Source organism: Salinilacihabitans rarus (assembly GCF_024296665.1).
GTDB classification, from domain to species: Archaea; Halobacteriota; Halobacteria; order Halobacteriales; family Natrialbaceae; genus Salinilacihabitans; species Salinilacihabitans rarus.
Window position 1 is genome coordinate 957,480 of record NZ_CP100762.1, and the last position, 12,686, is coordinate 970,165.

14 protein-coding genes are annotated in these 12,686 nt (G+C 70.2%); 11 read left to right on the top strand and 3 right to left on the bottom strand.

From position 1 onward, the window contains the following. The first annotated feature begins 103 nt into the window (after positions 1 to 103). Positions 104 to 1,477, top strand: coding sequence for an allantoinase AllB (allB, locus tag NKG98_RS05040; RefSeq protein ID WP_254768569.1), 1,374 nt, complete (start codon positions 104 to 106; stop codon positions 1,475 to 1,477). Between the two features lie 20 nt (positions 1,478 to 1,497). Here allB and NKG98_RS05045 read toward each other — a convergent pair whose 3' ends face one another. Continuing rightward, a complete protein-coding gene (locus tag NKG98_RS05045; RefSeq protein ID WP_254768570.1) occupies positions 1,498 to 2,562 on the bottom strand; it encodes a quinone-dependent dihydroorotate dehydrogenase in 1,065 nt (354 codons plus the stop codon). A 141-nt stretch (positions 2,563 to 2,703) separates the two neighbouring features. Here NKG98_RS05045 and NKG98_RS05050 point away from each other — a divergent pair, with 141 nt between their 5' ends. Then, the gene (locus tag NKG98_RS05050; protein WP_254768571.1) at positions 2,704 to 3,273 is read left to right on the top strand and encodes a DoxX family protein; all 570 of its coding nucleotides are present in this window, start codon (positions 2,704 to 2,706) and stop codon (positions 3,271 to 3,273) included. Between the two features lie 16 nt (positions 3,274 to 3,289). Here NKG98_RS05050 and NKG98_RS05055 read toward each other — a convergent pair whose 3' ends face one another. Continuing rightward, complete coding sequence (locus NKG98_RS05055) at positions 3,290 to 3,568, bottom strand: DUF7521 family protein (RefSeq protein ID WP_254768572.1); 279 nt, start codon at positions 3,566 to 3,568, stop codon at positions 3,290 to 3,292. A 2-nt stretch (positions 3,569 to 3,570) separates the two neighbouring features. Continuing rightward, complete coding sequence (locus NKG98_RS05060) at positions 3,571 to 3,951, bottom strand: winged helix-turn-helix domain-containing protein (protein ID WP_254768573.1); 381 nt, start codon at positions 3,949 to 3,951, stop codon at positions 3,571 to 3,573. Positions 3,952 to 4,147: 196 nt separating this feature from the next. Between NKG98_RS05060 and NKG98_RS05065 the strand changes: the two genes are divergently transcribed. Genes NKG98_RS05065 through NKG98_RS05105 form a run of 9 tightly spaced genes read left to right on the top strand, consistent with a single transcriptional unit; the run spans position 4,148 to position 12,484 of the window. Then, the gene (locus tag NKG98_RS05065) at positions 4,148 to 5,242 is read left to right on the top strand and encodes a monovalent cation/H+ antiporter subunit E (protein WP_254768574.1); all 1,095 of its coding nucleotides are present in this window, start codon (positions 4,148 to 4,150) and stop codon (positions 5,240 to 5,242) included. After that, positions 5,239 to 5,517, top strand: coding sequence for a cation:proton antiporter (locus NKG98_RS05070; RefSeq protein WP_254768575.1), 279 nt, complete (start codon positions 5,239 to 5,241; stop codon positions 5,515 to 5,517). Before NKG98_RS05065 ends, NKG98_RS05070 begins: the two co-directional genes overlap by 4 nt. Next, a complete protein-coding gene (gene mnhG, locus NKG98_RS05075) occupies positions 5,514 to 5,846 on the top strand; it encodes a monovalent cation/H(+) antiporter subunit G (protein WP_254768576.1) in 333 nt (110 codons plus the stop codon). The genes NKG98_RS05070 and mnhG overlap by 4 nt, the downstream gene beginning before the upstream one ends. Continuing rightward, the gene (locus tag NKG98_RS05080) at positions 5,843 to 6,382 is read left to right on the top strand and encodes a DUF4040 domain-containing protein (protein WP_254768577.1); all 540 of its coding nucleotides are present in this window, start codon (positions 5,843 to 5,845) and stop codon (positions 6,380 to 6,382) included. Before mnhG ends, NKG98_RS05080 begins: the two co-directional genes overlap by 4 nt. Beyond that, the gene (locus NKG98_RS05085; protein WP_254768578.1) at positions 6,382 to 6,882 is read left to right on the top strand and encodes an MnhB domain-containing protein; all 501 of its coding nucleotides are present in this window, start codon (positions 6,382 to 6,384) and stop codon (positions 6,880 to 6,882) included. The genes NKG98_RS05080 and NKG98_RS05085 overlap by 1 nt, the downstream gene beginning before the upstream one ends. Further along, entirely contained in the window at positions 6,875 to 7,246 is a 372-nt protein-coding gene (locus NKG98_RS05090) for a cation:proton antiporter subunit C (protein WP_254768579.1), read from the top strand. Before NKG98_RS05085 ends, NKG98_RS05090 begins: the two co-directional genes overlap by 8 nt. Beyond that, positions 7,239 to 8,759: a proton-conducting transporter transmembrane domain-containing protein gene (locus NKG98_RS05095; RefSeq protein ID WP_254768580.1), complete on the top strand. Its 1,521-nt coding sequence runs from the start codon at positions 7,239 to 7,241 to the stop codon at positions 8,757 to 8,759. Before NKG98_RS05090 ends, NKG98_RS05095 begins: the two co-directional genes overlap by 8 nt. Before the next feature lie 3 nt (positions 8,760 to 8,762). After that, positions 8,763 to 10,658 carry a proton-conducting transporter transmembrane domain-containing protein gene (locus tag NKG98_RS05100; protein WP_254768581.1) on the top strand — a complete coding sequence of 632 codons (1,896 nt, stop codon included), beginning with the start codon at positions 8,763 to 8,765 and terminating at the stop codon, positions 10,656 to 10,658. After that, a complete protein-coding gene (locus NKG98_RS05105) occupies positions 10,655 to 12,484 on the top strand; it encodes a Na(+)/H(+) antiporter subunit D (protein ID WP_254768582.1) in 1,830 nt (609 codons plus the stop codon). Before NKG98_RS05100 ends, NKG98_RS05105 begins: the two co-directional genes overlap by 4 nt. The last annotated feature ends 202 nt before the right edge of the window (positions 12,485 to 12,686 follow it).

Below are 12,686 nucleotides of genomic sequence, written 5' to 3' on the forward strand. Positions count from 1 at the left end.
AACTCTTACCGTCCCCGCCGGCCGCCGGCGGCCCCCGCCTGATAGTCGCGGACGCTCGTGGACCAACAGAAGCTATATCCGCGCCGGTTCGGAACTCCAGTCGATGACCGCGGACCTCGTCGTGCGCAACTGTACCGTCGTGACGCCCGCCGGGCGGACGCCCGACGCCGGCGTCGCCGTCGAGGACGGGACGATCGTCGCCGTCGGCCGCCCCGACAGCCTGCCCGACGCCGAGCGCGTCCTCGACGCCGGGGGGAATTTCCTCGTACCCGGGATCGTCGACGGCCACATCCACAACCGCGAACCCGGACTGGAGTACAAGGAAGACTGGGAGAGCGCCACGCGCGCGGCCGCGGCGGGCGGGGTCACGACCGTCGTCGGGATGCCCAACACCGACCCCGTCGTCGACCGGCCCGAGCACCTCGAACTCAAGTTCGAGCGCGGTGAGGCGAAAGCCCACGTCGATTTCCAGAGCTACGCCGTCGTCACCTCGGAGAACCTCGACCTGATCCCGGCGCTCGACGAGGCCGGCGCGCTCGGCTACAAGGTCTTCCTCGGGTCGACCGTCGGCGACGTCCCGCCGCCGAGCGACGGCGAGATCCTCGAAGCGATGGAGAAGATCCGGGAGACCGGCAAGCGTCTCGGTTTCCACGAGGAGAACGGCGAGATCATCGACCACTACACCGAGCGGTTCCGGGCCGAGGGCCGGAACGAACCGATCGACCACTCACACTCCCGACCCGTGATCGCCGAGCGCGAGGCGATCGAACGGATGATCACCTTCGCCGAGGAGACCGGCGCGAAGATCCACATGTTCCACGTCTCCTCGGGGTCGGGCGCCGAGGCCGTCGCCCGCGGGAAAGAGCGCGGCGTCGACGTCACCGCCGAGACCTGCCCGCACTACCTCTGGTTCACCGAGGACGTGATGGCCGAGAAGGGCAACGTCGCGCGCATCCAGCCGCCGATCCGCGACGAGGCCGAGCGCGAACGCCTCTGGAACGCCTTCGAGGACGGCGCGATCGACTGTATCGCCACCGACCACGCGCCCCACACCGACGAGGAAAAACTGGTCGACGACCCGTTCGGGAACACGTGGGACGCCATCTCGGGATTCGTCGGCCTCGAAACCGAGGTGCCCGTCATGCTCACGTTCGTAGACGAGGGCCGCCTCTCCGCGGAGGAGTGGGTCTACCGCCACTCGACCCGTCCCGCGCAGGTCTGGGGGATGTACCCGGCGAAGGGGTCGCTGCAGGTCGGCACGGACGCCGACTTCACGGTCGTCGACCCCGACAGCGAGTGGACCCTCGACGATCGGACGGACCTGCACTCGAAGAACACGGTCACGCCGTTCGAGGGCGAGACGTTCGCGGGGAAGGCGACGGCGACGGTCGTCCGCGGCGAGGTCGTCTACGAGGACGGCGCGGTCGTCGGGGAGTCGGGGTACGGGACGCGCGTGGACGTTGACGCGGACGACTGAGCGATGCGATCCGCCCGGCCTCACCCGAGATCCGCGCCCACGGCCTCCTCGACCGACGAGAAGCCGTCCCGGTCGAGCAACTCGACCAGTCCGCGGTTGATCTCGCGGGCCGTCGACGGCCCGTTGTAGATGAACCCCGTGTAGAGTTGGACGAGCGACGCGCCCGCGCGGATCTTCTCGTAGGCGCTCTCGGCGGAGTCGACGCCGCCGACGCCGACGATCGGCAGGTCGGTGTGGGTCGCCAGCGTGCGGACGACCTCGGTGGCGCGGGCTTCGAGGGGCTTGCCGCTGAGCCCGCCCCACTCCCGGCCGTTCTCCGACCGGAGGCCGTCGCGGCGGGTCGTCGTGTTCGTCGCGACGACGCCGTCGAGGTCGAACTCCTCGACGATCCCGACGAGGTCGAGGATCGACTCCTCGGGGGAGTCCGGCCCGATCTTCACGAGGATCGGGACGTCCGCGTCGTTCTCGGCTTCGAGGGTCTCGAAGATCGCCCGGAGGTGATCGGGGTCGCCCTCGTCGAACTCGTCGGGGGTGTTCGGACAGGAGACGTTGACGACGACGTAGTCGGCGAACGGCGAGAGGCGGTCGAAGACCCGGCGGTAGTCCTCGATGGCCTCCTCCTCGTCCGAGGTGTTCATCTTCCCGACGTTGAGCCCCAGCGGGACGTCGGGGCGGCCGCCGGTCTCCAGTCGCTCTTTGACCCGGTCCATCCCGTGGCCGTTGAACCCCATCCGGTTGACCATCGCCTCGTCCTCGCGCAGTCGGAAGAGGCGGGGGCGCTCGTTGCCCGACTGGGGGTACGGCGTCACGGTCCCGACCTCGACGAAGCCGAAGCCGAGCGCGGCCAGCGCGTGCGTACACTGGGCGTTCTTGTCGAAGCCGGCGGCGACGCCGACGGGGTTCGGGAACGTCGCGCCGAAGGCGTCGACCTCGAGCGCCGGGTGTTCGTACCGGTAGGCGTACCGGAGCGCGGCCCGTGCGGGCCCCACGGCGCCGACGCCCCGGAGCGCGAGCGTGCCGAGTTCGTGGGCCGTCTCGGCCGGCAGCGTGAACGCGAGCGGCCGGAGCCGCGAGTAGAGGGTCATCGTCTCGAACTGGTGACGGACGGTACGTAAAGTACTCGGACGCCCGGCCGGATACCCTCAGATAGCAGGTTCTTGATGTCCGGGAATCCACTTACTACTATATGACCTGTCGCGCCGTCCGTACAGTCGGTGAAAGATCCAATGGCAACAGAGAAGACGAGTGTCGGTGCGAACGTGTTCGAGAGCAGAATCGGTGGCGTCACGGTCAGGGGACAGGCCCACAGCCTGAGCGCGTGGTTCGTCCTCGCGCTCAGACTCATGATGGGCTTTGCGTTCCTCTACGCCGGCATCGAGAAGGTACTCGAAGCGGGCTGGTCCGCCCAGGGCTACCTCGCGAACGTCGCCGCTGTCAACGGCAACCCCCTCGAAGGGATGTTCGCGTGGATGGCCGCGACGCCGTGGTTCGTCGAGTTCGTGAACGTCGCCGTCCCGTGGGGTGAACTCCTCATCGGCCTCGCCCTCCTCGTGGGCGTGGCCGTCCGCCTCGCGGCGTTCTTCGGCGCGTTCATGATGCTCATGTTCTACTTCGGGAACTGGGGCGTCGAACACGGCCTCATCAACGGCGACTTCGCGTACATGCTCGTGTTCCTCGCCGTCGCCGCCTTCGGCGCGGGCCGGATCCTCGGGCTGGACGCGATCATCGAGCGCTACGAGGTCGACGGCGAGCCGTTGATCGAGAAGTACCCGAGACTGGACTACGTCCTCGGGTGAGTGGCCCCTTCTCCGGTCAGTTTACGTACAGCGAGTAGGTGATGACGCCGAAGCCGGCGACGGTGAGCGCGCTCTCGATGAGGACGACGTAGTCCGAGTCGAGGCCGAACGCGTGGTGGGCGGCGCCGGCGAGCAACGCGCCGAGGGTGACGAGGGCGAACCCGAGCGCGAGCGCGCCGATCGGCCGGGCGGTCGTCCGGCGGTAGGCGTTGAACGCGAAGTAGGTGATGAGCCCGCCCAGCGCGAGCGTGACCGTCTTCAGGGCGACGACGGCGGTCGCGGCGGCCGCGCTCACGGCTACGTCTCCCTCCTGACCTCGGACCAGACGTCGACGAGCCGCTGCTCCGGGTCGGACAGCGGGCGCTCGACCTCGACGCGGAAGTCCCGGTCGCCGTCGAGTTCGACCGCGATCCGGTCGAAGTGGGCCAGGTACCGGGAGCGGTGGTGGCCCCCGGCGCGGAGCTGGGTCCGCTCGGAGACGAGCGACGCCTTCCGCAGGCGGTCGAGTTTTCGGTACGTCGTCGAGAGGGGAACGTCGGCCTCGTCGGCGATTTCGCGGACGGTCATCGGCTCGTCGAGCGCCGAGACGATGTCCCGGCAGGCCTCGTCGTCGAGCACGCCGACGACCCGGTCGAGGTCGGCCCGGTCGGCTTCGGCCTCCCGTGGGTCGAACGTCATGTCGTCCCTACCGTTCGTCGCTCCCGATAAAGGTCGTTCGGTCGATCCGGCCGCCGGCCGTCGACGGTCGAAACGCGTCGACGACCGTCGTCCATGTTGGTAGATAACGAAATAGTTTTCCTGCGGCTACCGCTTGACTCGACTAACAAGAGCAGAGCTATGAGTAACGTACGACGGTCGCCCGGAGGGGTCCTCCGTGGCGACTGAGCGGGTTCTCGTTCCGCTGTCGGAGTCGGTGACGGTCCGGCAGACGGTAGCGTACGCCGTCCAGTCCGGGGTCGCGGAAGGCAACGAGACGCTCGTCTGTCACCTCGTCGTCGCCGTCCCGTTCCAGGGGGAGACCCCCGAGGGGCGACACAGCATCGAGGAGGCCGAGCGACTCCTCGACCGCGCGGAGAACTGGGTCGAGGAGGACGCCGTCGCGACGTCCGTCGACGTCGAGGTCGAGACGGCCGTCATCGGGACCGACGAGTACCTGTTCGGGCCGCGGGACTACGCCGAGGCGTTCGCGGCCTACGCCGACGCCCACGGCGTCGACCGGGTCGTCGTCGACCCCGAGTACGAACCCGGGGTGACGGCGCCGATGCTCCAGCCGCTGGAACGCGAACTCGACCGGGTAGGGCTTGCCTACGACGAGGCGCCGGTCGAGCGCCCCGCCCGCCACGAGCGGCTGGTCGGCCGCCGCGGGCGCGAGCGCGGCCGGCGGTTCCTCGCGACGTTCGCGCTCTCGTACGCCTTCTACATGATCCTCGGCGACCTCTCGTACTGGTTCGACTGGGTGACCGGCGCGGCCGTCGGCCTGATCGTCGCGCTGACGCTCTCGCAGGTGACGTTCACGGTGGCGCCGACGCTCCGGCACTCGCCCGGTCGGGTCCTGCGGTTCGTGCTCTACCTCCCCTACCTGCTGTCCGAGATCCTAAAGGCCAACCTCGCGGTCTCGCTCGTGATCCTCCGGCCGTCGATGCCGATCGACCCGCGGATGACGCGGGTGAACGCGCTCGTCCGCGGCGGCCTCCCGCTGCTCGCGCTGGCCAACAGCATCACGCTGACGCCGGGGACGCTCACCGTACGGGCGGACGACCAGCGGCTGCTCGTCCACACGCTGATCCCCGACGCTCGCGAGGACCTCTTCGACGGCGGCCTCGAACGGGGGGTCCGCTTCGTCTTCTACGGTCGCCGGGCCGCCGCGCTCGCGACCCCGCGCGAGCGCGGCGACGTCGCAGTCGTCGACGGCGAGGACGAGGCCGACGAGGCGGCCGAACCGGCGCCCGCCGGGGGTGACGGGGCGTGATCGAGGGCCTCGACGAGGTCTTCCTCGCGGCGGCCGCCGGCTTCGTCGTCCTCGCGATCGTGATGTTCTACCGTGCGCTCGCCGGGCCGACGACCCAGGACCGGCTGCTGGCGGTAAACGTCCTCGGGACGAACACGGTCGTCGTCCTCGCGCTGCTGTCGGTGGGGCTCGGCGAGCCGTGGTTCCTCGACGTCGCGCTGATCTACGCCCTGTTGAACTTCCTGATGGCCGTCGCCATCTCGAAGTTCACCGTCGAGCGGGGTGGTGTCCTGTGATCGAGACCGTGCGGTTCTGGGCGGTCATCGCCCTGCTGGCGTTCGGGCTGTTCTTCACGTTCGTCTCGGCGGTCGGCGTCATCCGCCTGCCGGACGTCTACACCCGCGCACACACCGCCTCCCAGACCGATACCCTCGGGGCCGGCTTCACCCTCGCGGGCGTCGCGCTCGCGCTCGGCTGGACGGAGGTGACGGTCTACACCGTCCTGTTGCTGTTCTTCGTGTTCATCACGAACCCCACCGCGGCCCACGCCATCGCGCGCTCGGCCGCCGAGTCGGGCATCGAGGCGTGGACGGTCGACGCCGCCGAGGAGGGTGAGGAGCGATGAGCGCGCTCGCCTACTCGCTCGCGGTGTTCGTGGTGCTCACCGCGGTCGCGACCGCGCTCTTCCGGGACGTGCTGTCGGCCATCGTCGTCTTCGGCGCCTACAGCCTCGGGATGGCGATCCTCTACGCGTTCCTGCTCGCGCCGGACGTGGCGATGACCGAGGCGGCCATCGGCGCCGGCGTCACGACGATCCTGCTGTTGCTGACCATCGCGCGCACGTCGCGGCCGACGACCGACCGCCTCTTCGAGCGGATCGATCCGCCGGCGCTCGTCGCCGTCGGCGCGTTCGTGGCCGTACTCGGCGCGTTCGTGCTCCCGGAGATGTACGCCGTCGGCGCCGAGAGCGCCCCGATCTGGTCGAACCCCGAGGTGACCCAGCACTACATTCAGAACACGTACGCACAGACCAAGGTTCAGAACGCGGTCACGGCCGTGCTGGCGGCCTACCGCGGGTTCGACACCTTCGGCGAGGCGGTCGTCGTCTTCGCCGCCGGCGTCGCCGTCCTCGTCGTGTTGAAGCGGGAGGTGTTCGTCTGATGGCCGACGGGTACACGGACACGTACACCGAGAGTCAGGTGATCCTGACCGCCGTGAAGGTCCTCGCCCCGTTCACGCTCACGTACGGGCTGTTTCTGGTCTTCCACGGCGGCGACACCCCCGGCGGGAGCTTCCAGGGCGGCGCCATCGCCGGCGTCACGATCCTGATGATGGCGTTCGCCTTCGGCATCGAACCCACCCGCCGGTGGCTGAAAAACGGCGTCGTCGTCGGCCTCGTCGCCGGCGGCGTCGCCTTCTTCGTCGGCGTCGGCGTGGCGACGGTCGCCCTCGGCGGGCGATTCCTCGAGTACAAGACGTTCGAGACGGGGCTGGGAATCGCCGCGAAGTGGGGGATGGAGGCGATCGAGGTCGGCGGCATCGCGCTGATCGTCGCCGGCGTCGTCGTCACCCTGTTCTTCGCGACGGCGGCGGGGTACACCCCCGAACGCCCCCCGGAAGCGGAAGCCGACTCCGAGACGGAGGTGCGACCCGATGATTGAGTTGCTCGCGAGCCACTACGCCTACGCGCTGACGTTCGTCCTGTTCGGGATCGGCCTGTACGTGATCATCGCCAGCGAGAACCTCGTGAAGAAGCTGATCGGGGTCAACATCTTCCAGACGGCGATCTTCCTCTTTTTCGTCTCGACGGCCTACGTCGACGGCGGCGGCGCGCCGGTCGTCCCCGCCGCGAAAGAGCCCGGCAGGCTGCTCGTCGCGAGCCCGCTGCCACAGGTGATCGTGCTGACCGCCATCGTCGTCGGGGTGGCGCTGACGGCGGTCGGTCTGGCGCTGATCGTGCGCATCTACGCCGAGTACGGCACCCTGCAAGAAGACACCCTGCGGGAGGTGCGCGCCGATGAGTGAGGCCGACCTGCTCCCCGTGGCGCTGATCGTGACGCCGATCCTCGCGGCGACGCTCCCGATCGCACTCGGCCTGCGCTTCGAGCGCGCCGGCTGGCCGGTCGCCGCGGTCACGACGACGGGGCTGTTCGCCGCGGCGCTCGCGCTCGCGACGGTCGTCTACGCCGGCGGCGAGCCAATCACGCACGAACTGGGCGGGTTCCCGCCGCAGTACGGCATCCAGCTCGTCGCCGACGGCCTGTCGGCGCCGTTTACCGTGCTCGTGACGGCGGCCGCCGCGGGCGTTCTCGTCTTCACGCGCGTCGCGGGCCCGCGCGGGAACGCCTTCTACACGGCGTACCTGCTGCTCGTCGGCGGCCTGCTCGGCATCTCGCTGACGGGCGACGTCTTCAACCTGTTCGTCTTCCTCGAGATTTCCAGCCTCGCGACGTACGCGCTGGTCGCCAGCGGCGACGGCCCCGAGTCGGCGGTCGCGGCCCTGAAGTACCTGATCCTCGGGACCCTCGGCGCGTCGATCTACCTGACCGGCGTCGCCCTGCTGTTCATGGCGACCGGGACGCTCAACATGAACGAACTCGCCGGGATGGTCCCCGCGGAACTCGACGGGCAGCAACTCGCGCTCGCCCGCGCGGCGTTCGCGTTCGTCTTCGTCGGCTTCGCGCTGAAGGTCGCCCAGTGGCCGCTGCACACGTGGCAGCCCGACGCCTACCAGCACGCCCCCGACGCCGTGACGCCGCTGATCGCGGCGCTGGTCTCGACCGCCTCGGCGTACGCGCTCGGCCGGGTGGCCTACACCGTCTTCGGGCCGGAGTTTCTCGCCTCGACGCCGTACCTGACCGAGGTCGTCGTCACGGTCGGCTCGACGAGCGTCCTCGCGGGCAGCGCGCTGGCGGCGATCCAGCAGGACGTAAAGCGGATGTTCGCGTTCTCGTCGGTCGCCCAGTTCGGCCTGATCGTCGCGGCCTACGGCGTCCTCACCGAGACGGCGTTCGCGGGCGCGGTCTTCCACCTCCTCGGCCACGGGCTGTTGAAAGGGGGGCTGTTCCTCGCGGTCGCGGCCGTCGCGCTGTCGACCGGCGCGCGGACGGTCGACGAGTACGCGGGGCTGGCCGCCCGGCGGCCGCTGCTGGCCGGCACGATGTCGGTCATGCTCGTCGCGCTCGTCGGCGTCCCGCCGTCGGTCGGCTTCGTCGGCAAGTGGTACATCGCCATCGGCGCCGTCGAGGCCGAGGCGTGGCCGGTCGCCGCCGTCGTCTTCCTCAGCACGATGTTCACCCTCGCCTACGCCGCCCGCCTGCTGGAGAAGATGTACTTCACGCCGCCGACGCCGGTCGAGGCGCCCCACGCGCCCGGCGCGGTGGCGACCGACGGCGGTCGCGACCGGGTGACCACCGGGATGTGCGTCGTCCTCGTCGCCGTCGCGGTCGCCGCCGTCGTCTTCGGCTTCGCCGGCGGCGTCTTCTACGACTCGCTGCTCGGACCGTTCCTCGAAACGATCTCGATCGGAGGTGTCTAACCGATGACCGAACACGTCGTTACCGACCCGCGTCCGCTCGCCGCGGTTCTCGTCTCCGCCGCGGCCGTCGTCCTGATCGTCGCCTCGCACCGCCACCCGAACGTCCGCGAGGGGTGGTCCGTCCTCGCCGCGGTCTCGAAGTTCGCCATCGTGGCGAGCATGCTCCCCGGCGTCCTCTCGGGCACCGTCTACGAGTGGCACCTCGGGTGGACGTTCGTCGGCGGCGGCGACGCCGCGATCGAGTTCGCGCTGCGGGCCGACCCGCTCGGGATGCTGTTCGCGACGCTCGCGAGCTTTCTCTGGATCTTCACCGCGTTCTACGCGACGGGCTACATGCGCGGGTTAGACGAGCACTCCCAGACGCGCTTTTTCGCCGCGTTCGCGGCCAGTCTCTCGACGGCGGTGGGGATCGCCTTCGCGGCGAACCTCGTGACGATCTTCGTCTTCTACGAACTGCTGTCGCTCGTGACCTACCCGCTGGTCGCACACAACGAGGACCGCGAGGCGCGCGTGGCCGGCCGCAAGTACCTCACGTACACGTTCTTCGGCGGCGGGGTGTTCCTGCTGGCGGGGACGGTCATGGTCTACTGGCTCACCGCCGGCGTCGGCGAGCCGACGGTCGCGTTCGAGGCCGGCGGCATCGGGGCGCTCGCGGCGGCCGCGGCCGCCGACCCGCTCGCCGCGCGGGTCGCCTTCTACCTGCTGATCGCCGGCTTCGGCGTGAAGGCCGCGGTGATGCCGCTGCACTCGTGGCTGGCCGACGCGATGGTGGCACCGACGCCCGTCTCCGGGCTGCTCCACGCCGTCGCGGTCGTCAAATCCGGCGCGTTCGGGGTCGCCCGGGTGATCCTCGAAGTGTACGGCGTCGACCTCGTCGGCAGTTCCGACCTCGCCATCCCGCTCGACGCCGTCGGGCTCCCGTACGAGATGGGGATGAACGTCCCCGTCGCGGCGGTGGCGGCGTTCACGCTCGTCGCCGCGAGCATCATCGCGATGCGCAAAGACCACCTCAAACGCCGGCTGGCGTACTCGACGACCGCTCAACTGTCGTACATCGTCCTCGGGCTCTCTCTGTTGCACCCGTACGCCGTCCTCGGCGCGCTGTTTCACATCCCGGCGCACGCGTTCGGCAAACTGACGCTGTTTTTCTGTGCCGGCGCGATCCACGTCGAGACCCACACCGACTACATCAGCGAGATGGCCGGCATCGGCAAGCGGATGCCGCTGACGATGGGCGCGTTCGCCGTCGGCGCCGCCGGGATGGCCGGGATGCCCCCCGTCGCCGGCTTCGTCAGCAAGTTCTACATGCTGATCGGCGCCGGCGAGGTCGCCGGCGGCTACTGGCTCTTCGCCGCCGCGCTGTTGCTCTCGGGGCTGCTCAACATCGCCTACTTCTGGCCCGTCGTCTACACCGCGTTCTTCGAGAGCGAGGAGCGCCACGACGCCAAGCCGCTGCTCGAGTTCCCCCTCGGCGGCGAGCGGGAGTCCTACGTCGCCGCGGATGCCGCCGAGGAGCGCGTCGCCGCGGACGGGGGCGACCGCGAGGCGAGCGACGACCGCGACGACGGCGACCGCGAGGCCGACGAGGCGGCGTACGAGTACGCCGTCGACGAGTACCCGAGCGACCACGCCGACGAGTCGGTGCCGGAGGCGACGGCCGGTGAGCACGTCAGCGCCGTCGACCACCACGGCGACCGCGACGACGCCCACACCGGCGGCCCGCCGGCCGGCGGCTGGGCGCGCCGGTCGCCGCTCGGCGAGAGCACGTGGCTGATGCTCGTGCCGATCGCCGTCATCGCGACCGGCGCGGTCGTCCTCGGCATCGTGCCGGACTACGCGGTGTTCCTCGAACTGGCCGCACGCATCGTCGAGACGGTCACGGGGGTGACGGTCCCGTGACGGAGGTCGCCGGCCTGCCGCTGGCGGCGCTTTACCCGCCGGCGCTCGTGCTCGCCGCGGCGATCCTCGCGCTCGTCCTGCCGCGGGCGCTCGGCCACGCCGTCGGGGCGCTCAGCCTCGTCGCCGTCCTCGTCGTCTCGCTTACCGTCCCCGACGGGACGACCCTGACGGCCACCTTCCTCGGCTTCTCGGACGTCCGGCCGTTCTTCGTCGACGACTTCAGCCGGGTCGTCGGGGCCGGCCTCGGCTTCCTCGGGACGTTCGCCGTCGTCTACGCCTACTCGACCGACGCGAGCGAGGGGATGACGGCCATCGCGCTGGCGTACGTCGCCTCCTGTCTCGCGACGGCGTTCGCCGGCGACTGGCTCACCCTCGTGTTCGCCTGGGAGCTGATGGCGATCACCTCCACCGTGTTGGTCTGGCACCACGGCGGCGACGCCGTCCGCGCGGGCTTCCGGTACGCCATCGCCCACGGCATCGGCGGGACGCTCGTCCTGTTCGCGGTGATCGCCCACTACGCCCAGGTCGGCGAGTTCGTCTACGGCGCGGGCGCCGCCGGCATCGCCGTCGGGCTCCCGCAGTTGCTCGCCGCGCTCGGGGTCGGCGTCAACACCGCGTTCATCGGCCTGCACACGTGGCTGCCGGACACCTACCCCCGGCCACACGTCGCCGCGTCGGTGTTCCTCTCGGTGTTCACGACGAAGACGAGCGCGTACGTCCTCTACCGGGCGTTCCCCGAGGGCGAACTCGCGCTCGCGTACATGGGTGGGCTGATGGCCGTCTACGGCGCCGGCTTCGCGTTGCTCCAGCACGACATGCGCGCGCTGCTGTCCTACCACATCCAGGCCCAGGTCGGCTACATGGTCGCCGGCATCGGCATCGGGAGCGCGCTCGCGGCCGCCGGCGCGATGGGCCACCTGCTCAACAACGTCCTCTTCAAGAGCCTGCTGTTCATGGCCGTCGGCGTCATCATCTACCGCACCGGCGAGGAGGACCTGTACGAACTCGGCGGCCTCTGGCGCGAGATGCCCCTGACCGCCGTCGGCTTCTCGCTCGGGGCGCTCTCGATCACCGCCGTTCCCGGCTTCAACGGCTTCGTCACCAAGGGGATGATCCTCGACGCGGCCGATCCGGGCTACTACGGCACCCCCGAGTACCGGGCGGTGTACTACCTGCTGTTGCTCGGCGCCGTCGGAACGTTGCTCTCGTTCATCAAACTCGGCTACTACGCGTTCCTCCACGGCGAGAGCGACGTCGAGGTGGCGGACGCGAAGCCGGGCCAGACGGTCGCGATGCTCGCCGTCGGCGCCGCGTGTCTCGCGCTGGGGGTCTGGTGGCAGGGGCTCGTCGACTTCCTGCCGAACGTCCAGGGGACCGCGTTCACGTATTCCGGCGGCGAGAGCCACCTCCACCCCTACAGCGCGAGCCACCTCACCGAGACGGCGGGGCTGGTGGCCGTCTCGCTCGTCGGCTTCGTCGCGATCCGCAAGCCGCTGTCGAAACTCGACCTCACCGACCCCGCGACGGTCGTCGAACCGATCACGTACTACGCCGGCCGGTGGTCGATGCTCGCGGTCACGGAGACCTACCGGGCGGTCGACGCCGCCGCCGTCGCGCTCGTACGCCGGTGCTACTGGGTCGGCAACAACCCGGTGCTCGCCGTCGAGGCGGCCGCGCGGCGCCTGCCGAACTGGATGGTCGAGGTCGAGGGACGCCGCCCCGCCGACGGCGGCCGCCCGTCGACGATCCACCTCCGGGCGAGCATCGGCCACACCGTCCTGTTCCTGACGCTCGTGCTGACGATCGTCCTCTGGTTGCTGGTCTGAGCGGATTCGGCGTTCGAAACCGCCGCCATCCGGCTGTACGCCGACGCTACCGCCCCGCGTAGCCCGCCCCTAGCCCGGCGGCGCCTGCGGACCGCTCTCGGGACGCGTTCTGCCGGCCGACTCCCCGCGGCGCTCGCCGACCCGCTCGCGCGGGCCGCGAACGCCCCGCGCGGCTAACTCGCGGCTACCGCGCCCACATGGC

Coding starts and splice junctions, on each gene's coding strand:
- allB (WP_254768569.1), top strand. CDS start 104: ATGACCGCGGACCTCGTCGTGCGCAACTGTACCGTCGTGACGCCCGCC.
- NKG98_RS05045 (WP_254768570.1), bottom strand. CDS start 2,562: ATGACCCTCTACTCGCGGCTCCGGCCGCTCGCGTTCACGCTGCCGGCC.
- NKG98_RS05050 (WP_254768571.1), top strand. CDS start 2,704: ATGGCAACAGAGAAGACGAGTGTCGGTGCGAACGTGTTCGAGAGCAGA.
- NKG98_RS05060 (WP_254768573.1), bottom strand. CDS start 3,951: ATGACGTTCGACCCACGGGAGGCCGAAGCCGACCGGGCCGACCTCGAC.
- NKG98_RS05080 (WP_254768577.1), top strand. CDS start 5,843: ATGAGCGCGCTCGCCTACTCGCTCGCGGTGTTCGTGGTGCTCACCGCG.
- NKG98_RS05085 (WP_254768578.1), top strand. CDS start 6,382: ATGGCCGACGGGTACACGGACACGTACACCGAGAGTCAGGTGATCCTG.
- NKG98_RS05090 (WP_254768579.1), top strand. CDS start 6,875: ATGATTGAGTTGCTCGCGAGCCACTACGCCTACGCGCTGACGTTCGTC.
- NKG98_RS05095 (WP_254768580.1), top strand. CDS start 7,239: ATGAGTGAGGCCGACCTGCTCCCCGTGGCGCTGATCGTGACGCCGATC.
- NKG98_RS05100 (WP_254768581.1), top strand. CDS start 8,763: ATGACCGAACACGTCGTTACCGACCCGCGTCCGCTCGCCGCGGTTCTC.